The organism is Bradyrhizobium sp. (assembly GCF_035484855.1).
In the GTDB taxonomy this organism is placed as follows: Bacteria; Pseudomonadota; Alphaproteobacteria; order Rhizobiales; family Xanthobacteraceae; genus Bradyrhizobium.
Map to the genome: position 1 here is coordinate 13,835 of NZ_DATHOP010000238.1, position 23,375 is coordinate 37,209.

At 63.4% G+C, this 23,375-nt stretch carries 20 protein-coding genes and 1 pseudogene; 14 read left to right on the forward strand and 7 right to left on the reverse strand.

Features of this window, described 5'->3' with window-relative positions:
* Positions 1-7 precede the first annotated feature (7 nt).
* The 5 genes from modA to hpaH form a co-directional block, all read right to left on the reverse strand.
* Positions 8-715 carry a molybdate ABC transporter substrate-binding protein gene (gene modA, locus VK804_RS27225; protein WP_325376000.1) on the reverse strand — a complete coding sequence of 236 codons (708 nt, stop codon included), beginning with the start codon at positions 713-715 and terminating at the stop codon, positions 8-10.
* Between the two features lie 89 nt (positions 716-804).
* Positions 805-1,788: a 3,4-dihydroxyphenylacetate 2,3-dioxygenase gene (hpaD, locus tag VK804_RS27230; protein ID WP_325376002.1), complete on the reverse strand. Its 984-nt coding sequence runs from the start codon at positions 1,786-1,788 to the stop codon at positions 805-807.
* 127 nt (positions 1,789-1,915) lie between these two features.
* Positions 1,916-3,454 carry a 5-carboxymethyl-2-hydroxymuconate semialdehyde dehydrogenase gene (gene hpaE, locus VK804_RS27235; protein ID WP_325376004.1) on the reverse strand — a complete coding sequence of 513 codons (1,539 nt, stop codon included), beginning with the start codon at positions 3,452-3,454 and terminating at the stop codon, positions 1,916-1,918.
* Positions 3,447-3,845 carry a 5-carboxymethyl-2-hydroxymuconate Delta-isomerase gene (locus VK804_RS27240; protein ID WP_325376006.1) on the reverse strand — a complete coding sequence of 133 codons (399 nt, stop codon included), beginning with the start codon at positions 3,843-3,845 and terminating at the stop codon, positions 3,447-3,449. The genes hpaE and VK804_RS27240 overlap by 8 nt, the downstream gene beginning before the upstream one ends.
* Positions 3,846-3,877: 32 nt before the next feature.
* Positions 3,878-4,684, reverse strand: a complete 807-nt coding sequence (gene hpaH / locus VK804_RS27245; RefSeq protein ID WP_325376008.1) for a 2-oxo-hept-4-ene-1,7-dioate hydratase — start codon at positions 4,682-4,684, stop codon at positions 3,878-3,880.
* 124 nt (positions 4,685-4,808) lie between these two features.
* On the opposite strand from hpaH, the gene hpaR reads away from it, so the two are divergent.
* The 8 genes from hpaR to VK804_RS27285 all read left to right on the forward strand — a co-directional run bounded on the left by hpaR (position 4,809) and on the right by VK804_RS27285 (position 12,816).
* A complete protein-coding gene (gene hpaR, locus VK804_RS27250) occupies positions 4,809-5,330 on the forward strand; it encodes a homoprotocatechuate degradation operon regulator HpaR (RefSeq protein ID WP_325376010.1) in 522 nt (173 codons plus the stop codon).
* A gap of 234 nt (positions 5,331-5,564) precedes the next feature.
* Positions 5,565-6,710 carry an ABC transporter substrate-binding protein gene (locus VK804_RS27255; RefSeq protein WP_325376011.1) on the forward strand — a complete coding sequence of 382 codons (1,146 nt, stop codon included), beginning with the start codon at positions 5,565-5,567 and terminating at the stop codon, positions 6,708-6,710.
* Positions 6,711-6,807: 97 nt separating this feature from the next.
* Positions 6,808-7,683 (forward strand): branched-chain amino acid ABC transporter permease, encoded by an 876-nt coding sequence (locus tag VK804_RS27260; RefSeq protein WP_325376013.1) that lies wholly within the window; start codon positions 6,808-6,810, stop codon positions 7,681-7,683.
* Entirely contained in the window at positions 7,680-9,458 is a 1,779-nt protein-coding gene (locus VK804_RS27265) for a branched-chain amino acid ABC transporter ATP-binding protein/permease (RefSeq protein ID WP_325376015.1), read from the forward strand. The genes VK804_RS27260 and VK804_RS27265 overlap by 4 nt, the downstream gene beginning before the upstream one ends.
* Positions 9,458-10,186 carry an ABC transporter ATP-binding protein gene (locus tag VK804_RS27270; RefSeq protein WP_325376017.1) on the forward strand — a complete coding sequence of 243 codons (729 nt, stop codon included), beginning with the start codon at positions 9,458-9,460 and terminating at the stop codon, positions 10,184-10,186. Before VK804_RS27265 ends, VK804_RS27270 begins: the two co-directional genes overlap by 1 nt.
* A gap of 14 nt (positions 10,187-10,200) precedes the next feature.
* Entirely contained in the window at positions 10,201-10,389 is a 189-nt protein-coding gene (locus VK804_RS27275; protein ID WP_325376019.1) for a hypothetical protein, read from the forward strand.
* Positions 10,390-10,414: 25 nt separating this feature from the next.
* Positions 10,415-11,191 carry an HpcH/HpaI aldolase family protein gene (locus VK804_RS27280; protein WP_325376021.1) on the forward strand — a complete coding sequence of 259 codons (777 nt, stop codon included), beginning with the start codon at positions 10,415-10,417 and terminating at the stop codon, positions 11,189-11,191.
* A 101-nt stretch (positions 11,192-11,292) separates the two neighbouring features.
* Positions 11,293-12,816, forward strand: coding sequence for an altronate dehydratase family protein (locus VK804_RS27285; protein WP_325376023.1), 1,524 nt, complete (start codon positions 11,293-11,295; stop codon positions 12,814-12,816).
* 26 nt (positions 12,817-12,842) lie between these two features.
* Here the strand turns inward: VK804_RS27285 and VK804_RS27290 are convergent, their stop codons facing one another.
* Positions 12,843-13,223 (reverse strand): helix-turn-helix domain-containing protein, encoded by a 381-nt coding sequence (locus VK804_RS27290; RefSeq protein ID WP_325376025.1) that lies wholly within the window; start codon positions 13,221-13,223, stop codon positions 12,843-12,845.
* Positions 13,213-13,536, reverse strand: coding sequence for a type II toxin-antitoxin system HigB family toxin (locus tag VK804_RS27295; RefSeq protein ID WP_325376027.1), 324 nt, complete (start codon positions 13,534-13,536; stop codon positions 13,213-13,215). Before VK804_RS27295 ends, VK804_RS27290 begins: the two co-directional genes overlap by 11 nt.
* A gap of 239 nt (positions 13,537-13,775) precedes the next feature.
* Between VK804_RS27295 and VK804_RS27300 the strand changes: the two genes are divergently transcribed.
* From VK804_RS27300 to VK804_RS27325, 6 genes and pseudogenes are all read left to right on the forward strand, one after another.
* Complete coding sequence (locus tag VK804_RS27300; RefSeq protein ID WP_325376029.1) at positions 13,776-17,063, forward strand: transglutaminase family protein; 3,288 nt, start codon at positions 13,776-13,778, stop codon at positions 17,061-17,063.
* 25 nt (positions 17,064-17,088) lie between these two features.
* Positions 17,089-19,620, forward strand: a complete 2,532-nt coding sequence (locus VK804_RS27305) for a circularly permuted type 2 ATP-grasp protein (RefSeq protein WP_325376031.1) — start codon at positions 17,089-17,091, stop codon at positions 19,618-19,620.
* Positions 19,617-20,495 carry a transglutaminase family protein gene (locus tag VK804_RS27310; protein ID WP_325376032.1) on the forward strand — a complete coding sequence of 293 codons (879 nt, stop codon included), beginning with the start codon at positions 19,617-19,619 and terminating at the stop codon, positions 20,493-20,495. The genes VK804_RS27305 and VK804_RS27310 overlap by 4 nt, the downstream gene beginning before the upstream one ends.
* Positions 20,492-21,694: an NAD(P)/FAD-dependent oxidoreductase gene (locus VK804_RS27315; protein WP_325376034.1), complete on the forward strand. Its 1,203-nt coding sequence runs from the start codon at positions 20,492-20,494 to the stop codon at positions 21,692-21,694. Before VK804_RS27310 ends, VK804_RS27315 begins: the two co-directional genes overlap by 4 nt.
* 183 nt (positions 21,695-21,877) lie before the next feature.
* Positions 21,878-22,789: a dienelactone hydrolase family protein gene (locus tag VK804_RS27320; RefSeq protein WP_325376035.1), complete on the forward strand. Its 912-nt coding sequence runs from the start codon at positions 21,878-21,880 to the stop codon at positions 22,787-22,789.
* A gap of 200 nt (positions 22,790-22,989) precedes the next feature.
* Positions 22,990-23,375, forward strand: a pseudogene (locus tag VK804_RS27325) (hypothetical protein); the annotation flags it as partial.

A 23,375-nucleotide genomic window follows, 5' to 3' on the forward strand; every position in this document is an offset into this window, starting at 1 on the left:
ATCCAGATCAGCCGGGCGTCATGCCCTTGGCCTTGATGATGGCGATTGCTGCGGGAGTCTTCAGATAGTCGATGAATGCCCTGGCGGCGTCGGCTTTCTTGGCGTCGGAGGCAATGGCGGCGCTGAAAACCAGCTCCTGCTGCAGTTCGGGAGGGAATGCGCCGGCAAGCTCCACGCCGGGCGCGACCAGCACATTGACGACAAATATGCCGAGTTCGGCATCGCCTCTGGCGACGGCCGGCGCGATCTGCGTCGGCATGGCCTGCGCCTTGGTCCTGGCTTTCATGGTCTCAGTGATGCCGAGCCGTTCGAACGTCTTGAGAATATAAGCGCCGGCCGCGCTCTCCGGCACGAAGGCGATCGATGACGCATCGAGCAGCGCCTTCTTGAACGCCTCCGGCGTGCCGATATCGGGTTTCGGCGCGCCGGCGCGAACGATGACGCCATAACCGGCGCGGGCGATCTCGATGGTGGGTCCGCCTGCGAAGCGGGCTTTGGCCGCGGCGTCCTTGTAGACGTCGACCGGCACGACCGCGAGGTCGAACGGCGCGCCTGAGGTCACCTGCTTGATCAGATTGGGCGTGGAATCGAAGTGAATGACGAGCTTGTGTCCGGTGGCCTTCTCGAATGATGGCGCGAGTTCGCCGAACGAGCCGGTCAGGGAACCGCCAGCCAGCACCTTGAGTTCGGCGGCCTTCAGGTCAGCGGATGGCATGACAAGCACCAAAGCCAGCATCAATGCTGCTGCCGTGGGCCAAGGCGTATTCATGAACCCCCCGATGGATGACGTTGAAACGGCGCATGCTAATCCGCGATCGTGACATCGGCGACGAACAGCGGCTCGCGGATGGCCTGTCCGACAAACGGCGATCCCTGCTCGAACCAGGAGCGCGGCGCCGGCGCCCCCCACAGCGTCTGCCGCCGCGGATCCTTCAGCGACCAGCGCAGCGGCTCGTGATCGTGGTCGCCGGTAAAATAGTCGCTGGTGTAGAGCTCGAGCCGGTGGCCGTCGGGATCGCGGATATAAAGGAAGAACGCATTGGAAATGCCGTGGCGTCCGGGCCCGCGCTCGATATTCCTGAGGAAGCCGCTGGAGGCCATCACGTCGCAGAGGTGCAGGATGTTCATCGCGGTCGGCACCCAATAGGCGAAATGGTGCAGGCGAGGACCTTTTCCATTGGTGATGGCAAAGTCGTGCACATTGCCCTTGCGGTGAAGCCATGCCGCGGCGATGCGCCCGTTCGGGCCGTCCTCCTCGCCATATTCGGTCAGCCGAAAGCCCAGCCGCGCGTAAAAATCGAGCGTGTCCTGCACTTCGGCCGCGAACACGTTGAAATGGTCGAGCCGCTGCGGATGGCAGCCCTTGTAGAGGTCGTAACGGCGCAAGAGATGCGGGCGCTTCTCCATCGTGGCGTAGAGTTCGATCTGGAAGCCGAAGGGATCGGTGAATTGCAGGGTGCGACCCTGGAACGGCGCTTCCGCAAACGCATAGGCGATGCCGTTTTCCGAAAAGAACGCGGCTGCCTTGTCGAGGTCGCCTTCGTTGCCGACCTTGAAACCCAGCCGGTTGCAGGCCGCCGTTGCCGCCTTGCGGAGCACCATCGAATGATGCTGGTGCTCCTCGCTGCCGCGCAAATACACGGCCTTGTCGTCGCGATCCTCGACATGGAGGCCGACCGTGTTTTCGTAGAACTCGCGACTGGCATTGAGGTCGATCACGTCGAGCACGACATGGCTGCAGCGCACGATGTTGAACGGCGGATCGAAGACGTGTTTCGGAACGGGCATCAGGTGTCCTTGGCGAATTGGTAGACAATTACTCCGTCATTGCGAGCGAAGCGAAGCAATCCATCTTTCTTGATAGTCAGAGATGGATTGCTTCGTCGCAAGCGCTCCTCGCAATGACGGCTGAGGGTTATACTCCCAGCTTCTGAATCTTGTGCGTCCCCCTCGCCAGCGAGACGTGCTTGGTTTCCATGTAGAAGTCGAATGAATAATCGCCGCCGTCGCGGCCGATGCCGGAGGATTTCATGCCGCCGAACGGCGTCGGCAGATGGCGGACGTTCTCGGAATTCAGCCAGATCATGCCGGCCTCCAATGCGTCCGCCACGCGCAGCGCGCGGCCCATGTCTGATGTCCAGACATAGCCGGTGAGGCCGTATTTCACGTCGTTGGCGATTTCGATGGCGTCGTTCTCGTCACGGAAGGGAATCACCGTCAGGAACGGGCCGAACACCTCCTCCTGCGCGATGCGCATTTTGGCGTGCGCGCCGGTGACCAGCGTCGGCTGCACATAATGCCCGCCGCCGGGGCCGTCATGCGGCCTGCCGCCGACCGCGATGACGGCGCCATCCTGGCGAGCGACATCGAAATAGGCGCAGACCTTGGCCAGATGGCGCTCGTGAATCAGCGGCCCGATCTCGGTTGCGGGATCGAGCGGATGGCCGACTTTCAGCGCCTTGACCCGCGCGGCGAGCTTTTCGACGAATTTTTCGGCGATGCCTTGCTGAATCAGCAATCGGCTCGACGAGGTGCAGCGCTCGCCGTTGAGCGAGTAGATCATGAACACCACCGCATCGAGCGCGCGGTCGAGATCGGCGTCGTCGAACACGATCACGGGGTTCTTGCCGCCGAGCTCGAAATGCACGCGTTTCAGGGTCGGCGCACCCTGCGCCATGATCGCCGAACCCGTCGCACTTTCTCCGACAAAGCCGATCGCCTTGATGGCGGGATGCTCGGTCAGCGCCTTGCCGGCTTCTTCGCCAATACCGTGCACGGTGTTCAGCACGCCATCAGGCACGCCGGCCTGCTTGACCAGTTGCGCGAGGAGATCGGCTGTGACCGGCGACCATTCGGCCGGCTTGTGCACGACGGTGCAGCCGGCGGCGAGCGCCGGGGCAATCTTCCAGGTCGACAGCATGAACGGCGTATTCCACGGCGTGATCACGCCGACCGGGCCGATCGGCACCCGCGTCGACACATTCCAGTGCTCCTCGCTCGGCATGTTCTGGCCGTCGCGGGCATCGGCGCATTTGTCGGCGAAGAAGCGGAAATTTTCCGCTGCCCTGATCGCGGCTTTGGCCATGAAGCGATGCGCCTGGCCGGTGTCGATGCATTCGAGCACGGCGATGTCGTCGGCGCGGTCCTCGATGGCGTCCGCCACCCGATGCAGCAATTTCTTGCGCATCGCTGCCGACATATCGCGCCAAGCCCTGAAAGCGAGCGCCGCCGCGGTCGCGGCGCGGTCGATATCCTCCGCGCCGCCGCGCGCCACCGCAGCCAGTACCGAGCCATCGATCGGCGATCTGGTCTCGAAGGTATCGCCGGAGATCGACGCCACCACCTTGCCGTCGATCATGTGCCCGATGCCGTCGGCCCGCAATTTCTTCAGTAACGGCGCGGCACGGTCGAGATTGGCCTTGAACAGCTCGGATTTCGGCGTGACCTTATCCATGGACGGCCTCTGCCTTCAACGCTTCGTGGATGTTGTTGCGCTTCCAGCTCATCTCCTTGTCGTTGATCTGGACGTCGAACGACAGCGCGAACTGGCTGTTGGCGAAAACCGGGTCGAGATAGCTCGAGAGCGCCTTGAAGACATGCTCGCCGGCCTTCTTGCGGGTCGCAAGATCGCGGCCCTCGCCAAGCCGCAGCAGCATCGCGAGGAAGGCGAACTGCGGATTGCCGTCGGCAATGCCGTAGTGCTCGCAGCGGATGGCGCGAACGCGCGTGCCGCCGATCGGAAAAATCCCGGTCTCCAGCGCCGCCTTGCGGACGACCTCGACGACTTCACCTATATCGACGCGGGCCTCGAGATTGGCGGAATATTCGATGGTGAAATGCGGCATGTGCGGCCTCCCTTTTTTCTTTCAGGACGACATCAGGCGAAATAGCAACTGACCGAGCCGTACGGTCCGTAATCGGCCTGGATCGTGTCGCCCTTGCGGGTCTCGATCGGGCGAATGAACGATCCCGCCAGCACCACCTGGCCGGGCTCCAGCGCAAGCCCGTTGGGTGCGATCTTGTTGGCGAGCCAGGCCACGCTGGTTGCCGGATGGTTGAGCACGCCGGCGGCAAGCCCGGTTTCCTCCAACTGGCCGTTACGATAGCACAAGGCGCCGATCCAGCGCAGGTCGGCATCCAGCGGCCGCAGCGGCCGACCGCCGAGCACGATGCCGGCATTGGCTGCGTTGTCGGCGATGGTATCGAATATTTTTCGCGTCGATTTCGTCACGGGATCGACCCGTTCGATCCTTGTGTCGAGGATTTCCAGCGCCGGCACCACGAAATCCGTCGCGTTCAGCACGTCGAACATGGTGCAGCCGGGCCCGGAAAGCCGGGACTTCATGATGAACGCGAGCTCGGCCTCGACCCGCGTGCCGATGAAACGGTCGCTTGGCACCAGCCCGCCATCGGCGAAGAACATGTCGTCGAGCAGCACGCCGGAATCCGGCTCGTCGATCAGGAGCGCGCTCTGCATCGCCTTCGAGGTCAGGCCGATCTTGTGGCCCCTGACGACGCGCCCTTCGGCGAGCTTGATCTCGATCCAGGCCTTCTGGATCGCATAGGCGTCCGCGATGGTGATCGCGGGAAATTCCAGCGACAATTGCCGGATCTGCTTTCTCGTCTTCTCGGCCTGATGCAGCCGCTCGGCGGCGGCGCGGATTTCTGATGTGGAGAGGGCCATGCGTGATCCGCGAGAAAAGCAGGTGTCGAAATCTGGTTAACATGTTAAGTGAAACCGATCAAACCGAATTGGCGTTTGTTGCAGCGCAAAACCTCTGACACGATCGATGCCCGGAAGATCGACCATGGTGCGGAAGAAATCGCCCGGCAAGGCCAGGGCCAAGATCGGGGCTCGGCGGGTACCGATGCGCGAATTCTCGCGCTCGCTTCCGATGTCGCTGTTGCGCGCGCGCGAGGCGGTGATGCGGCATTTCCGGGCCTCGCTCAGGGATCACGGCCTGACCGAGCAGCAATGGCGGATTTTGCGGGCGCTGGCTTCCGTCGAGATGATCGAGGTGACGGAACTCGCGCGCACTGCCTTTTTGCTCGCCCCAAGCCTTTCCCGAATCCTGCGCGATCTGGAGGCACGCAACCTGATCGAACGGAAGGTCGCAAAGGCCGATCTGCGCCGCGGCCTGGTATCGATCTCGGCCAAGGGTTTCAGGCTGATGGAGACGGTGGCGCCGTCGTCGGAAGCGATCTATTCGGCCATCACCCGCCGCTATGGCGCGCGCAAGCTCGCCCGACTGCAGGCGATGCTGCATGAGCTGGAGCGCAGCTTGTCGGAGCTGCCGGGCGACGGAGCAGCCTCGGAGACGGGCCAGTAACCGCAAATTTGCATGATGCCGCGAGCGCGCCGCATAGCTCGGGTCTCTGCTTAGCGTTTAAGCAAACAACGGCTCATCAATTTGACTAAAGCAAGCCGCGCCAACACCGAAATCGATGCGATATCAATTTACTCTTGGCGTGACAGGCCGTAGATACGCCAACGGTGTCGCGTCCTCTTGGACTGCAAACATCAAGAAAGGCCGACAATGAAGCCCGGCCTCAGGGAGGATTGGATGAAGCTTACGCGACGCGATTTTGCGGCTGGTTTGGCCGTTGGTATTACCGCACCCTACGTGATCAGTAGCGCCCGTGCCCAAGCCGCGACCATCAAGATCGGCATGTGCGTGCCGGTGACGGGTCCGGCGGCGGAGCAGGGGCTTTGGGCGCAGAACGGAGCCAAGCTCGCATTGGCCGCCGTCAACAAGGCCGGTGGCGTGCTCGGCAAGCAGGTAGAACTGGTGACCGAAGACGACCAGACCACCAATCCCGGCATCGTGCTGGCGTTTTCCAAGCTGGCCGCGCAGCCGGACATCGTTGCGTTCCTCGGCTCGATCCGCTCGACCCAGGTGCATGCGATGGCGCCCGACGTTTTGAAACTCGGCAAGCCGGTGATGATTGGCGGCACCGATCCAGCGCTCACTCACATGGGCAATCAATGGCTGTTTCGCTTCCGTCCCAATGACAGCTATTCCGGCCGCGTCATCGCCGATTACGGCGTCAACACGCTCGGCAAGAAGAAATGGGCAATCGTGCATTCGACCGATGCGTTCGGCACGGCGGGCGGCAAGGCGCTCGCCGACGCACTGACAAAACTTGGCACGCCCGCGGTGCTCGATCAGGGCTACGCCAATCAGAGCCAGGATTTTACCCCGGTCGTGCTGGCCGTGAAACAGTCCGGCGCGGATGTGCTCGGTACTTACTTCACCTTCGAAAACGATCTCGGCATCTTCGCCCGCCAGCTGCGCCAGCTCGGCGTCAACATTCCCTGGGTCGGCTCGCCCTCGGTCGTTGCGGTGTCCTCCACCAAGCTCGCAGGTCCGGCGCTGTTCGGCACCTACGGCGTCGCAGACTATGCGGAAGATTCCAGCGATGCGTCGAAGGCCTTCGGCAAAGCCTATCGCGACGCCTACAAGACCGCGCCCGATAATCAGAGCGCCTGGCCCTATGATGCCCTCACCATCCTGTCGGCTGCGATCAACAAGGCCGGCTCGACCGATCCCACCAAGATCCGTGAGGCGATTCTCGGCTTGAAGAAATTCCCCGGCGCCGAAGGCGAATATAATTTCGACGCCAATGGCGACGGCCTGCACGGCTACAACGTCGTGCGGAACGAGAAGGGCACCATCGTCTACGACAAGCACATCGACTTCAACGATTGATCGCGTTGCCGGCCCCTCCCGATCAGGAGAGGGGCCGGCGGCGTTTTCGATTCTCAGCCGAATGCTGCCCTTCGGCTTCTCCTGACCCGGCGTTTCCATGGATCTTGCACTGCAATTGTTGTTCACTGGCATCGGCATCGGCGCGGTCTACGCCCTGGTCGCGCTCGGTTTCGTGCTGATCTTCCGCGCCACCAATGTGGTGAATTTCGCGCAAGGCGAATTCTCCATGGTGGCCGCCTATCTGATGGTGGTGTTCGCGGTCGATCTGGGCTGGCCGTACTGGCTATCGTTCCTGCTGGCGCTGGCCGGGATGGCGTTGTTAGGGGCGATCTTCAATCTCGGGGTCTATTATCCGCTGCGCCACCGCACGTTCTTGCCCGTCATCATCGCCACCATCGGCGCCTCGATCCTGATGTCCAATTCGGTGCTGGCGATCTACGGCCCGCAGCCGCAGGTGCTGGAGGGCTGGTTCGACACGCCGGGCATCCAGCTCGGGCCGGTCTATCTCGACAGCCAGTATTTGCTGATCATCGCGGTCACGGTCGTGCTGGTGATCTTCAACTACTGGTTCTTCGAGCACACCATGCTCGGCAAGAAGCTGCAGGCGACCTCGCAGGACAAGGAGATGGCCTCGCTGCTCGGCATCTCCGTCTCCACCATGATCATGATCACCTTCATCTATTCGGCCGTGCTCGGCGGGCTGGCCGGCATCCTGGTGGCGCCGGTCCTGTTCGTCTCGATCCAGATGGGCTCGACGATCGCGCTGAAGGCGTTTGCCGCCACCATCATCGGCGGTTTCGGCGACGTTGCAGGCGCCATCATCGGCGGGCTCGCGCTCGGCATCATCGAGACCTTTGGCGCGGCCTACATCTCCGTGCCCTACAAGGACGGCTTTGCCTTCCTGGTGCTGGTCTTGTTCCTGGTGTTCCGGCCGCAAGGCATTTTTGGTGAACGGGTCGCGGAGAAGGCATGAGCGCGCCCAGCGATAACATGCCGATCACCGTGACCACAGCGCCGGCAAAACCACTACTGTTGCGGCACGCCCCATATTTCGTCGGCGCCGCCATCGTGGTGACGCTCGCCGCCACGATGCAGTTCGACGGCTATATCCACAACATCCTGATGGAAGCGACCACCTTTGCGATCGCGGTGTTCGGTCTGTCGGTCGTGCTCGGCCTGTGCGGGCAGATCAACCTGGCTCAGGCGGCGTTCTTTGGTCTCGGCGCCTATGTCGTGGGCATCGGAACCTCCGACTACCAGATCAGCTATTGGCTGTGCCTAGTCGGCGGATGTGTGCTGGCGCTATTGGCCGGTGCGCTATTGGGCATGTCGACGCTGCGGCTCGGCGGGCATTACCTCGCGATGGTGACGATCTCGTTTCAGCAGATCGTCACGCTGGTCATGATCAACACCATCTGGCTCACCCATGGCCCGGACGGTGTGTCGAATATCGGGCGGCCCGCGCTGTTCCAGTCGGCGCAATCCTATCTCGCCTTCTGTGTCGGCATGCTGGCGGTAGTCGGCTATTTCGTCTGGCATCTGTCGGATACGAGGCTCGGCCGCGCCATGCGCGCGGTGCGCGACAATGAACTCGCCGCCGGCGTCGTCGGCATCGACGTGTTCCGCACCAAGGTTTCCGCCTTTGCGCTCAGCGCGGTATTGGGCGGACTGGCCGGTGGCCTGTTCGCGGGCGGATTTGCCTATGTCAGCCCGGATCAATTCTCCTTTGCCGAGTCGGTGGTGTTTCTGACGATGTCGCTGCTCGGCGGCGTGGCCTCGCCGATTGGATCGGCGATCGGGACGGGCTTGCTGATCCTGATCCCGGAATGGCTGCGGTTTCTCAAGAGCGTACCCGGACTTTATCTGGCGATCTACGGCCTCTCCGTGATCCTGATCATCCGCTACATGCCCGACGGCATCTGGGGATTTTTCAATCTGGCCACCCAGCGCTGGCGCGCCAAGGCAAAGGTCCGTGCGACGGGACCGGCGCTGCAACTGGTTCCGGCGACGGTCGGAGGCGATACGGTTCTCGAGGTCAAAGGCCTTTCGAAATATTTCGGTGGCCTCAAGGCGGTCGACGAGGTCGACATCGCGGTCAGGCGCGGCAGCGTGCACGCGCTGATCGGGCCGAACGGGTCCGGCAAAACCACGACGCTGAACGTTCTTTCCGGCCTCTACAAGGCGACCGCGGGCAGGGTGGTCCTCGACGGCACCAATGTGACCGAGATGCCGCCGCACCAGCGCGCCGCCGCGGGGTTGGGGCGGACCTTCCAGAACATCCGCCTGTTCCGCTCGATGACCGCGCTTGAAAATGTCGTGATCGGCGCCGAGCGGCCCGGTAACGCCCTGGTCGGCGGGGGTGAAGATGCGCTGAATGCGCGTGCGATGTCGGCCCTGACCTTCGTCGGCCTGGGCAGCCGCGCCAACGAACTGATCTCGAGCTTCTCCTACGGCCATCAGCGGCTGATTGAGATCGCGCGTGCGCTCGCCGCCAATCCGACACTGTTGCTGCTCGACGAGCCTGCCGCGGGACTGAACTCGAGCGAGAAGCTGGCGCTCCATGAATTGCTCGAACGCATCGCGGCGCAGGGCCTGACCATTTTGATCATCGACCACGACATGACGCTGGTATCGGAAGCCGCCCAGCACATCACCGTGCTCAATTTCGGCCGCCGCATCGCCGACGGCGAATCCATGGCGGTACTGCGCCATCCCGACGTCGTCTCCGCCTATCTCGGGAGCGACTGATGGCGCTGCTCGAAATCAACGACCTGATCGTGCTCTATGGCGAGATCGAAGCGCTGCGCGGCGTCTCGCTCCGGGTCGACGAGGGGCAGGTGGTGACGCTGCTCGGCGCCAACGGCGCCGGCAAATCGACCACGCTGCGCGCGATCTCGGGGCTCGCAAAGCCCGCGGCCGGCGAAATCCTGTTCGACGGCCATTCGATCGCGGGGCTTGGGCCGGAGGCGATCGTGCGGCTCGGCATCTCGCATGTGCCGGAGGGGCGGCGGATTTTTCCCGGGCTTTCGGTGAAGGAAAACATCATGCTCGGCGGCTCGAACCGCAGGGCTTCGAAGGCCGAATTGTCGCGCGAGGCGGATGCCATGTTCGACCTGTTTCCGGACATCCGCAACTTTGCCAATGCGCTGGGCTGGACCCTGTCGGGCGGACAATTGCAGATGGTCGCCGTCGCCCGCGGGCTGATGGCGAAGCCGCGGCTGCTCCTGCTTGACGAGCCTTCCCTCGGCTTGGCGCCTGTCATCGTGCAGGCGGTGTTCCGCATCATCTCCGAAATCCGGCGCAATACCACGGTGCTGCTGGTCGAGCAGAACGCACGGATGGGGCTTTCGGTCGCCGACCACGGCTATGTGCTGGAAACCGGCCGCATCGTGCTCGGCGGCAAGCCCGACGAATTGTGGGGCAATGAGGCCATCGCCGCCGCCTATCTCGGTGGACATGCCAAAGTAAGTGCTTAAGGTAATCTCTGAACATGGTCGCGATCCAGGTCCAAAACCTCATCAACTTCGTTGCCGAAGTCTTTGGACATGCTAACTCTTCGCCCGATCAGGGCGGCGGCCTCGAAGCTTCCGTCATTGTGAGCGCAGCGAAGCAATCCATAGCTGCCGGAAAGAAAGAATGGATTGCTTCGTCGCTATCGCTCCTCGCAATGACGGCCTGAATTCAACAAAAGGGAAGGAAACAAAGTGGCAAATAACGTCAAGACAGTCTGGGCTTCGGGCAAGGCCGTGGTGAACGCCTGGCTGGCGATCCCGTCGGGATTCTCCGCCGAGGTGATCGCGCAATGCGGCTTCGACAGCGTCACCGTCGACATGCAGCACGGCGTGCAGGATTACCTGTCGATGGTGCAATGCTTCCAGGCCATGAACGGCCATCCGGTGACGCCGATGGTGCGCGTGCCCTGGAACGAGCCCGGCATCGTCGGCAAGGTGCTGGACGGCGGCGCCTATGGCATCATCTGCCCGATGATCAACACCCGGCAAGAGTGCGAAAACCTCGTCTCCTACAGCAAATATCCGCCGCGCGGCACGCGCTCGAACGGCCCGATCCGCTCCGGCATGTATGGTGGGGCCGGCACCTACCAGAAGACCGCCAATGACGAGATCGTGCTGCTGCCGATGATGGAGACCAAGACCGCGGTCGAAAATATGGAATCGATCCTCGACGTCGAAGGCATCAACGGCGTCTATGTCGGTCCTTCCGATCTCGGCTTTTCCTACGGTCTGGTGCCGAAACTCGACCGTGACGAGCCGGAGATCCTCAAGATTTACGAGAAGATCGTGAAAGAATGCGGCAAGCGCGGCCTCCATCCCGGCATCCACTGCTCCGGCGCCGAGGGCGCGGTGCGCGCGATCAACATGGGCTTCAAGCTGGTGACGCTGTCGAACGAAAGCGGGCTGATGATGACCTACGCCAAGATGCAGGTGAACCAGACCCGCAAGGATTCAGCCGGCAAGGCGTGAGTATGCGAATAGCGAGTGGCGAATAGCGAATAGGGGTTAGGGGTAGAGGACCGCTATTCGCTACTCGCCATTCGCTATTCGCCCCCTTGAGGAGACCTCCCATGGCCCCAACCCCCGTGATCCGCCTGCATCCCGACGACGCCGTGCTGATCGCGCGATCGAGTTTGCCGCCGGGCCTGGTCGTGGCCGACGGCGTCACCACGGTCGAGCGGATTCCCGCTGGGCACAAGGTCGCCATCCGGCCGATCGCTGTGGGCGAGCCGATCCGCCGCTATGGCCAGATCATCGGCTTCGCGACCGCGCCGATTTCGCCGGGCCAGCACGTGCATACGCAAAACTGCGGCATGGGCGATTTCGCGAAGGATTACGCGTTCGGCGTCAACGTCACCCCGACGCCGAATTTCGATCTGCCAGCCAGCTTCGACGGCATCCGCCGTCCCGACGGGCGGGTCGCGACCCGCAACTATATCGGCATCCTCACCTCGGTGAATTGCAGCGCGCATGTCGCGGGTCTCGTCGCCGACATCTTCAAGAAGAACCCGTTCACCCATGACAATCCGTTGGCGGATTTTCCGAATGTCGACGGCGTGGTCGCGCTGACCCACAAGACCGGCTGCGGGATGACCCAGGACGAGCCGTTGACCATCCTGCGCCGGACGCTCGGCGGCTACGCGCGGCATGCGAATTTTTCAGCTGTCGTCGTGCTGGGCCTGGGCTGCGAGGTCAACCAGATCGGCGGGCTGATGAAGGAACAGAAGCTCGCCGGAAGACTGCGCGAACTTGAAATTCAGGAGATAGGTGGAACGCGCAAGACGGTGGAAGCCGGCGTCGCCTTTGTGCGCGAGGCGCTCGCTGACGCCAACAAGGTGAAGCGTGAGCCGGTATCGGCGAGCGAATTGACGGTGGCGCTGCAATGCGGCGGCTCCGACGGCTATTCCGGCGTCTCCGCCAATCCGGCGCTGGGGGCCGCGAGCGATTTGCTGGTGCGTCACGGCGGCACCGTCATCCTGTCGGAAACGCCGGAGACCTATGGCGCCGAGCACCTGTTGACGCGGCGCGCGGTCTCCCGCGAAGTCGGCGAGAAACTCGTCGCCTTGATGCGATGGTGGGAGGAATACACCGCGCGCGAGGGCGCCGAGATGAACGCCAATCCGAGCCCCGGCAACAAGGCCGGCGGGCTGACCACCATCCTGGAAAAATCGCTGGGCGCGATGGCGAAGGCCGGCAGCACCAATCTGGTCGACGTCCTGAATTACGCCGAAGCCGTCACCAAGAAGGGTTTTGTGTTCATGGATACGCCGGGCTACGACCCGGTGGCGGCGACCGGGCAGGTGGCCGGCGGCGCCAACCTCGTCTGCTTCACGACCGGACGCGGCAGCGTGTTCGGCTGCAAGCCCGCGCCCTCGATCAAGCTTGCGACCAACACGCCGATGTACAAGCGCATGGAAGACGATATGGACGTCAATTGCGGCACCATCCTCGACGGCGAGGAAACCGTGCAAGCCTGCGGCCAGCGCATCTTCGATCTCATGCTGAAGACCGCCTCGGGCCAGCCGACCAAGAGCGAAAGCTTTGACTTCGGCGGCGCGGAGTTTGCGCCGTGGGTGCTTGGGGCGACGATGTAGCCTGCATCGTTCCGGCTAAGCAGGCTTTACGCCGCCTCGTTGTCGCGCGTTGGACGGATCAATACCTCGGCGGAAATGCCAAGTTCCTTGTGCAATCGCCGAATCATGTCGATCGACAGGCTGCGCCTGCGGTTCATGACTTCGGCAACTCGGGCACGGGTTCCAAGCAGGGGCTCGAGGTCCTTCCGGGTCAATCCCTGCTGTTCCATGCGGAACTGGATCGCCTCGATCGGATCGGGCGGGTCCATGGGATAGTGCCGCGCTTCGTAAACTTCGATCAGTGTCGCCAGCACGTCGAGCCGGTCGCCCTTCGGCGTGCCGGCTTTGGCGCCCCACAGACGTTCCACCTCGGCAAACGCATTCTTGTAGTCCGCCTTGGTGCGGATGGGTTTCAGTTCAGCGGCCATGTCGCACGTCCCTCACGTCGATCTTGTCGTAATCTTTGTGCGTACCAATCGATTTGATCCAGACGATGGCCTTCTCGAAGTCGACCGCCACCACGAGCCGATAATCATTGCCTTTGACGTTGAAGACGATCCGCTCGGCGCTCACGATGCTCGCCGTCGCGTAACGCCGCTTCACATCAGCCGAACTCTTCCATGCAGCCTTGCTGACTTCGTAAAACCAGGCATCCAGTGCGGCCTTTACCGCAGGCTGATCCTTCTTCCCGGCGAGGCTTTCGACGAACTCACGCAAGGTACGGCGCGCGATGATCCTCATGGGACAAACCTAGCAGGGTCCCAATATGGGAGCAAGCCCGTAAGGCGGGTTGGAGCGCGCTTGGGCGACGACGTGACTGAGCGAATAGCGAATGGGGAAGTGGCGAACGGAACCGTTCCCTATTCGCTACTCCCTATTCGCTATTCGCCCTTACATCAGGCATCCCCTGCCCGTTGTTAGTGCTTGATCCATACCGGAACCGGTGTTCTGCTCAAAAAAGCTGCTGGAGCACTCCGTCCGTGTCGATCTTCGTCGCACTACATCACGTCACGCACTATAAATACGACCGTCCGATTGATCTCGGCCCGCAAACCATCCGGCTGCGGCCGGCGCCGCACACGCGCACGCCGATCCTGAGCTATTCGCTCAAGGTCACGCCATCAAACCATTTCGTGAATTGGCAGCAGGACCCGCAGGGCAACTGGCTGGCGCGCTATGTGTTTCCGGAAAAGGCCACCGAATTCAAGATCGAGGTCGATTTCACGGCGCAGATGACCGTGATCAATCCGTTCGATTTCTTTGTCGAGCCCTACGCCGACAGTTTTCCGTTCGCCTATTCCAACGATCTCAAGACCGAACTCGCGCCTTACCTTGTGACCCTGGAGCCCGGACCGCTATTTGCAAATTACTTGGCGGAAATTCCGCGCGAGGCGACCAGCACGGTCAATTTCCTGGTCGAGCTCAACGCGCAGCTGCGCAACAAAATCCGCTACATCATCCGCATGGAACCGGGCGTCCAGACGCCGGAGGAGACGCTGGCCGCCGGCGCGGGTTCCTGCCGCGATTCCGCGTGGCTCTTGATCCAGACGCTGCGCCATCTCGGGCTCGCCGCGCGCTTCGTCTCCGGCTATCTCATTCAACTCCGTCCCGACATCGATCCGATCGAGGGACCGCGCGAGGTCGAGAACGATTTTACCGATCTGCATGCCTGGGCGGAGGTCTATCTTCCGGGCGCCGGATGGATCGGCTTCGACGTCACTTCGGGCATGCTGACGGGCGAGGGGCACATCCCCGTCGCCGCCACGCCGCATTACCGCACCGCGGCGCCGATCTCCGGCGCGGTCGGATTTGCCAATGTCGAATTCGGCTTCGAGATGAACGTCAAGCGGATCCGCGAGGCGCCTCGGATCACAAAGCCGTTCTCCGACGAAAGCTGGGCGCGGCTCGACAGGCTCGGCGAACAGGTCGATGCCGATCTGATCGCGGGCGACGTGCGGCTGACGATGGGCGGCGAGCCGACATTCGTTTCCGTCGACGACCTGGAAGCGCCGGAATGGAATATTTCCGCCGTGGGACCGACCAAGCGCGGACTGGCCGACCAACTCATTCGACGTTTGCGCGCACGCTTCGCGCCGGGCGGGCTTTTGCATTACGGGCAGGGCAAATGGTATCCCGGCGAAAGCCTGCCGCGCTGGGCCTTTGGCCTGTACTGGCGCAAGGACGGCGTGCCGATCTGGAAGAATGCCGATTTGATTGCGACCATCGAGAGCCCGCGCAAGGCGGCAATCGAGGACGCCGAGCGCTTCGCGGAAGCCACGGCGGAGAAACTCGGCGTCGATTCCGAATACATCATGCCGGCGTTCGAGGACCCCTCGCACTGGCTGCAGAAGGAAGCCGGACTGCCGCCCAATGTCGATCCCGGCGATTCCAAATTGTCCGATCCGGAAGAACGTTCGCGCATGGCGCGGGTGTTCGACCAGGGGCTCAACGTGCCCCGGGGTTTCGTGCTGCCGATCCAGCGCTGGAACGCGGATGCAAGCCAATCTTCCTCGCGCTGGAAGAGCGAGCGCTGGAAACTGCGCCGCGGCAATCTGTTCCTGACGCCCGGCGATTCCCCACTTGGTCTGCGGCTGCCGATCGCATCATTGCCGCATATTCCGGCCGAGGAATATCCCTACATCGTCGAGCAGGATCCGCTGGAGCCGCGCGAGGAACTGCCGGTGTATGACGCCACCGCCCAGACCGAGGTGGCGCCGCATCAGGAAGTGCAGGAGCAGCAGCTCAAGGGCGGCGGCGTGCGCACCGCGATGTCGATCGAAATCCGGGACGGCATTTTGTGCGCCTTTATGCCGCCGGTGGAGAAGCTGGAGGATTACCTGGAACTGGTCACGGCGGTCGAGGCGACCGCCGCGCAGATGCAGATGCAGGTCCATGTCGAGGGCTATCCGCCACCCTTCGATCCACGGGTCGAAGTGATAAAAGTGACGCCCGATCCCGGCGTGATCGAGGTCAACATCCAGCCCGCGCAAAGCTGGCGCGAAGCCGTCGATATCACCTTCGGCCTCTATGAGGATGCGGCGCAGGTGCGGTTGGGCGCCAACCGCTTCCTGGTCGACGGCCGGCACACCGGCACCGGCGGCGGTAATCATGTCGTGGTCGGTGGCGGCACGCCGCAGGATTCGCCGTTCCTGCGCCGGCCCGATCTGTTGAAGAGCCTCGTGCTTTACTGGCAACGGCATCCGTCGCTGTCGTATCTGTTCTCCGGCATGTTCATCGGCCCGACCAGCCAAGCGCCGCGCATCGACGAGGCGCGCCATGACGGCCTCTATGAGCTGGAAGTGGCGCTCGCCCATGTGCCGCCGCAGGGCATCAAGGCCCCGCTATGGCTGGTGGACCGGCTGTTCCGGCACATCCTGGTTGATATCACCGGCAATACCCACCGCGCCGAAATCTGCATCGACAAGCTCTATTCCCCCGACAGCGCCACCGGCCGGCTCGGCCTGGTTGAATTCCGCGCGCTGGAGATGCCGCCGGACCCGCGGATGTCGCTGGCGCAGCAGCTGCTGGTCCGGGCGCTGATCGCCAAGCTCTGGCGCGAGCCGCTAGATGGAAAATTCGTGCGCTGGGGCACCACGCTGCATGACCGCTTCATGTTGCCGCATTACCTCTGGGAAGATTTTCTGGGCGTGCTCGGCGAACTGAAACATTCCGGTTATGATTTCTCGCCAGACTGGTACGCCGCGCAACTCGAATTCCGGTTTCCCATGTTCGGACGGGTCCACCATGGCGGCGTTTCGCTGGAAGTGCGGCAAGCGCTCGAGCCCTGGCACGTCCTCGGCGAGGAGGGCACCGCCGGCGGCACCGTGCGCTATGTCGACTCATCGGTGGAGCGGCTGCAGGTCAAGGCCTCTGGCTTCGTCGAGGGCCGCCACGTCGTCACCTGCAACGGCCGGCGGATGCCGATGACGGAAACCGGCCGTTCCGGCGAGGCGGTCGCTGCCGTCCGCTTCAAGGCCTGGCAGCCGGCCTCCGGCCTGCACCCGACCATTCCCGTTCACGCGCCGTTGACGTTCGATCTGATCGACACCTGGAACGGCCGCTCGCTCGGCGGCTGCGTCTACCATGTCGCCCATCCAGGCGGCCGCAGCTATGAGACCAAACCGGTCAATTCCTATGAGGCGGAGGCGCGGCGGCTGGCGCGGTTTCAGGATCACGGCCATACGCCCGGCAAGATCGATCCCCCGCGCGAGGAGCGCACCATTGAATTTCCATTGACACTCGACTTGAGGACGCCGCTCCTGCATTGAATGAGCATCGAGCTGGAGAGTCGGGATGTCGGAGCAAACCGGCCAGGGAAGCGGTCAAGCAAGCAGTCAGGGCAGCAGGGCCCGTTCGGGCAACCGGCGCGTGACGCAATGGACCCGCGACTACGAGCGGCTGCCGGGGATTCCCGACGAATATATCGCCCAGGACGGGGCGCCGCGCCCGGTCTGGACCCGGTTCTTCGACGCCTTCGCCGCCTTGAGCCCCGCGGACATGGACCGGCGTTTTGGCGCCGCCGACCGGCACTTGCGCGAAGCCGGCGTCAGCTATCGCGCGCCCGGCGAGACCGCCGAACGGCTCTGGCCATTGAGCCATCTGCCGCTTCTGATCGGCGAGGCCGACTGGCAGCAATTGACCGCAGGCATCGTGCAGCGCGCGCAATTGCTGGAACTGGTGCTGAGCGACATTTATGGCGAGGGCCGGCTGGTCGCCGAGGGCGCGATCCCCGCGGCCGCGATTGCCGGCTCGACCGAATATCTGCGCGCGGTCTGCGGCATCCAGCCGCCGGGCGGCCGCTATCTCAGTCTGTACGCCGCCGATGTCGGCCGCGGGCCTGACGGCCGCTGGTGGGTGCTCGGCGATCGTACCCAAGCGCCGTCGGGCGCGGGCTACGCGCTGGAAAATCGCCTGGTGCTGTCGCGGGCCTTCACCAGCCTCTACAAGTCGATGAATGTGGAGCGGGTGGCGCCGTTCTTCGAGGCGTTCCGCGATAGTTTGCGCGCCAGCGCCGACCGCGACGAGCCGCGCATCGGGCTGTTGACGCCCGGCCAGTTCAGCGAAACCTATTTCGAACACGCCACGCTGGCGCGTTATCTCGGTTTCCTGCTGGTCGAGGGCGACGATCTCGCCGTCAGCGGCGACCGCATCCATATCCGTACCGTCGCAGGCCTGAAGCGGCTCGACGTGCTGCTGCGCCGGGTGGATTCCAATTTCCTCGATCCACTCGAGCTGAATGCCTCGTCCCAGCTCGGCGTGCCCGGCCTGATCGACGTCATCAGGAAGAACGGCGTCGTGATGGCCAACATGCCGGGCTCGGGCGTGATGGAGGCGCGCGCGCTACTCGGCTTCCTGCCGAGCCTGTGCCGGCGCTTCTTCGGCGAAGATCTGAAGATGCCGAACATCGCGACCTGGTGGTGCGGCCAGAAGGCCGCGCGCGAGGAAGTGCTGTCGCGGCTGGACGAGGTCGCGATCGAAGGCGCCTATGGCCGGGGCGTCCCCGGTTTTCCCGGCACTGGACCCGTGCTCGCCAGTGAGTTGCCGGCAGCCGACCGCGACCGGCTCCGCAACGCGATCGGCGAACGCGGCATCGACTTTGTCGGCCAGGAGGTGGTGCGGCTGTCGACCACGCCGGTATGGGACAATGGCCGGATCATGCCGCGCCCCTTTGTCCTGCGGGTTTTCGCAGCCGCGACCCCGCGCGGCTGGACCATCATGCCCGGCGGCTTCTGCCGGATCGCCGATCAACTCGATGCCCGCGCGGTGTCGATGGGCGATGGCGCGCGGGCGGCGGATGTCTGGGTGGTCTCCGACAAGGCGGTTTCCCCGACCACGCTATTGCCGGCGGGCGACAATGTGCGGATCCGCCGTATCGCCGGCTGGGTGCCGAGCCGGGCCGCCGACAATCTGTTCTGGCTCGGCCGCTATCTGGAGCGAGCGGAAGCAACGCTGCGGCTGGTGCGCGCGCTCGGCACCGCGCAGCGCGATCCCGGCAAGGGCTCCTCGACCATGGCTCACGCGCTGGAGCGAATCCAGCGGCTGCTGGTGACCTGGGGCGCCACCACGCAGGGCGCGCGCGTGCTGCCCGCCCGGATCGCCGCCGAAGCCTTGCAAGGCGAGGACAAGTTCGGCTCCGCGCTGTCCTTGGTGCGCGCGGCGCAGCGCACCGCGACGTCCTTGCGCGAACGGCTTTCGCCCGACGCCTGGCAGGTCATCACCGAGATGACGGAGCGCCTCGCGCAGGAGGTCGAAGACGACGACGGCGTCGTCATCGCCGCCGAACTGACGCTGCAGGAGCTGGCGAGTTTTGCAGGCCTGGCGCAGGAAAACATGAACCGCGCCGCCGGCTGGCGTTTTCTCGAGATGGGCCGCCGAGCCGAGCGCGCCATCAACACCGTGCGCTTCGCCCGGCAGTTCGCCTATGACGAGGCTGCAGGCGAGGATCTCGACATCCTGCTGACGCTGGTGGATTGCCAGATCACCTATCGCTCGCGCTATCTCGTCGGTCCGCTGCTGGCGCCGGTGCGCGACCTCGTGGTGCTCGACCCCTATAATCCGCGCTCGGTGGCGTTCCAGGTCTCGGCGCTGAACGATCACATCGCGAGCCTTCCGACGCTAAAGGAGGGCGGATTGATCGAGCGGCCGCAGCGCCTTGCGGTCGCGCTGCAGGCGACGCTGACGACGTCGGAGGCAGCAAGCCTCGATACCAAGACGCTGTTTGCGCTGGAGCAGGATCTGCTCAACCTCGCCGACGCCATCGGGTTGCATTATTTCCCGCACGGGCCCAATGCCAGCCGGCCGGAAAAGCTGACGGGGCTGGCGTGATCTACGATATCCGCCACGTCACGACCTACTCTTACGAAAGTCCGGTCAGTTTCGCGCGCTGCACGTTGCGGCTGGAGCCCATCAGCGGCGACGGGCAAGAGCTCGTCACGCACAGCGTCGAGATCCGGCCGAAGCCCGCGGAGCGCACCTCACGGCACGACTTCTTCGGCACGCTGACCGAGAGCATCTCGATCGAAACCCCGCATCGCCATCTTCGCATCGATTCGAAGTCGCGGGTCTCAGTCTCCCGCCTCGCGCCTGGCCGGACCGCGTCAAGTCCGCAATGGGAGAGCGTCCGCGATGCGGCGTTCGAGGCCACCAGCCTCGGTCCGACCTCGCCGATCGGCTATGTCTTTGCAAGCCCGCTGGTGCCGGTGCTGGGCCCGGTCACCGGATATGCGTCGGCGAGCTTTCCCCCCGACACTGGAATTCTGGCCGGCGCGGTCGACCTGATGCATCGGATCCGCACCGATTTCAAATATGACCCGAAAGCCACCGTGATCTCGACGCCGCTGAAGGAGGTGTTCCAGAAACGCCACGGCGTCTGCCAGGATTTTGCCCATGTGATGATTGCCGGCCTTCGCGGCCTCGGCCTGCCTGCGGCCTATGTCTCGGGTTATCTGCGCACCATTCCGCCGCCCGGAAAACCGCGCCTGCAGGGCGCGGATGCCACGCATGCCTGGGTCTCGCTGTGGTGCGGTTCCGAGATGGGCTGGGTCGGTCTCGACCCGACCAATGACATCCTGGTCGCGAACGATCACATCATGCTCGCGGTGGGCCGGGATTTTTCCGATGTCTCGCCGGTCGACGGCATCATCGTCGGATCGCGCAAGCAGAAGCTCAGCGTGGCGGTGGATGTGCTGCTGGTGGAATGACCGAAGCTCGCAATCTGCAACCCAACTTGTTCGACGTCATCATCCTGGGCGCGGGGGCTGCCGGCCTGATGTGCGCAGCCGTCGCCGGCCAGCGCGGCCGCTCGGTGCTCGTGCTGGAGCAATCGCGGTATCCAGCCGAGAAAATCCGCATCTCCGGCGGTGGACGATGCAATTTTACCAACCTGCACACGACGCCGGCGAACTTTCTCTCCGACAATCCGCGGTTTTGCACCTCGGCGCTCAGTGGCTACTCGCAGCATGACTTCATCGCGCTGGTCGACAGCTATGGTATCGCCTGGCACGAGAAGACGCGCGGGCAATTGTTCTGCGACGGCTCGTCGCGGCAGATCGTCGACATGCTGCTGGAGGAGTGCCGTAAAGGTCACGTACAATTGCGCCTGCGCGGGCGTATTTCGGAGGTCTCGAAGCGCGAAACCGGTTTTGCCGTCGTCACGGATCAGGGTGAATGTCGCGCCCGAGCCCTGGTGGTCGCAACCGGCGGACCGTCCATTCCAAAAATAGGATCGAGCGGGTTCGGATACAAAATCGCCGAGCAGTTCGGCCTAAAAATCGTGCCGCCGCGCGCAGCGCTGGTGCCACTGACGTTCGACACCGCGCTGCTTTCGAAATTCGGCGATCTGTCGGGCGTCTCAGTCGAGGCGATCGTGGCCTGCGGCAAGACGCAATTCGACGAGGCGCTGCTGTTCACCCATCGCGGGCTCAGCGGCCCGGTGATCCTGCAGATATCGTCCTACTGGCATGAAGGTCAGGACATCGTCGTCGACATGGCTCCGGGGACCGACGTGCTGGCCACACTGAAAAAATGGCGCCGCGATCAGCCCCGGCAGGAGATGGCGGCCGCGCTCGCAAGCCTCGTTCCGAAACGGCTGGCGCGCGCGATTGCGGACACCGTCGAAGGCCCGGAACGGATCGCCGATTTCTCCGATGCGTGGTTGGCGAAGGTGACTGCGGCCGTCAAGGCGTGGCGCGTCAGGCCGAACGGAACCGAAGGCTACCGCACCGCGGAAGTGACGCTGGGCGGCGTCGATACGTCCGAGCTCTCCTCGAAGACATTCGAAGCCAGATCCGTCCCCGGACTTTATTTCATCGGTGAAGTCATCGACGTCACCGGCCATCTCGGCGGCTTCAATTTTCAATGGGCGTGGTCGTCCGGATTTGCGGCGGGCCGACAGGTGTGAGGGCCAGCGGAAGACGATATCGGGGTGTGGCCGCGCAGCAGATCGACGCGCCCGGTCGATCGGAATTCGATTTCACATTGGCGTGAAGTTTGCCGGCCAGTTCGCATTTGCTTGCCGACGGCACGATAATCTTCGGAACTTGATCGGAGCTTTCATCGGAACCTCCTTGGGGAAGCATCGCACATGCGCATGTTTCGGCTTATTGCGGTGATCGTTTCGCCGCTTCATGCACGGATGGCACTTGCTGCCGCCTTGCTGGGTGCATTCGTGCCGGCGGTTCACGCGTGGGAGGACACCCCGCTGCTCCGTATCAACTATCTCGCCTATCCCGTTGATTGGAACGGCAAGACGATCATGATAGCGAGCCGATTCCAGGCGCCGCTCGGAGCGGCCGCCAAACTTCCGGCGGTTATCCTGTTGCACGGAACCTCTGGCCTCAGCTACCGCGGTGTCTACTACGCGGCGGCGCTCAATCGTGTCGGCATCGCGACGCTCGAGATTGATCAATGGGGCGGACGCGATCTGCAAGGCGTCGCATCCAGCCGTCCTGCAGGGCTCGGCGACATGCTTTCCGACATCGCCGGCGCTTATCGCCTGCTCAGCGAACGCCCGGAGATTGACGCTTTGCGGATCGGCCTGATGGGCAGTTCCATGGGCGGCCGAGAGACCATGCTCATGATGACCCGTCGCAACAGCGATGCTTTGCTTGGCCAAGGCGTGCACTTCAGGGCAGCGGCGGCATTCTATCCGATCTGCTGGCGCTATAACCACGTGCCGGGTGCGGACTTCGGCGATCTCGTTGATGCGCCTATCCGAATCTTCGTCGGCGACGACGACGATTACGATGGTGGCCGGGCAGCTTGCGAGACGATGTTGCGAGAACTCGCGCCGGCGGACGCCGCGCACCTTTCCCTACGGGCCTTTGCGGGCGCAACGCATGAGTTCGACGTCTTCGATGGTCCCAGGGAATTTTTCGACCCCGCGGGCAACCGGCGCAAGGGCGGAACCATTCGCGTCCGCCCTGACCCGCAAGCACGGGAGCAGGCGCGCGACGATCTCACACAATTCTTCGCCGCCGCCTTGCGGCAACCATGATGCCGAACATTTGCAAGCGCAGTGACCATTTTTTCGGGGATTGATCGGCGCGGTTGTCCGCCATATTGTGCCATCTGCGGTGCAAGCCGCACCCGGGCCCGCGGGAAGGGTTGAACCCACTTGCGTTTGTCAAACAGCGTCTGAGCCTTTGTGCAGCCGGTATTGCGGGTCGGCGGCGATCTGATGCACGGAGGACTCCAATGGCGAATTTGCCCGATCGGGCGAGCCTTGCCTATCTGAAGAAGTGCGCCAAGGACTTGATCCGTCTCTACCGGGACGGCAATCCCGAAGCAATCACGCGGTTTCGGGAAGCACTGCCTGCGGCCGCGGGCCGGAGCGACAAGGAGATCGCGGCGCTCGGACTTCATCTGCACGACGCGCAGTCCTGTGTCGCGCGGAGCTATGGCTTTGCCTCCTGGGCGGACCTTCGGAGCTATGTCGGAGTCCAATCAGCGTCCCGCGACGATCATGCAGCCCGCGTGCTGCATTGGCTGAGGCTCGTTTATTCCGGCGATGTCGATGGACGGGGCATCGATCGCGCCAATCCCCGCATCGCGGCTCGAGTGCTCGTCGAAAACCCCGATAT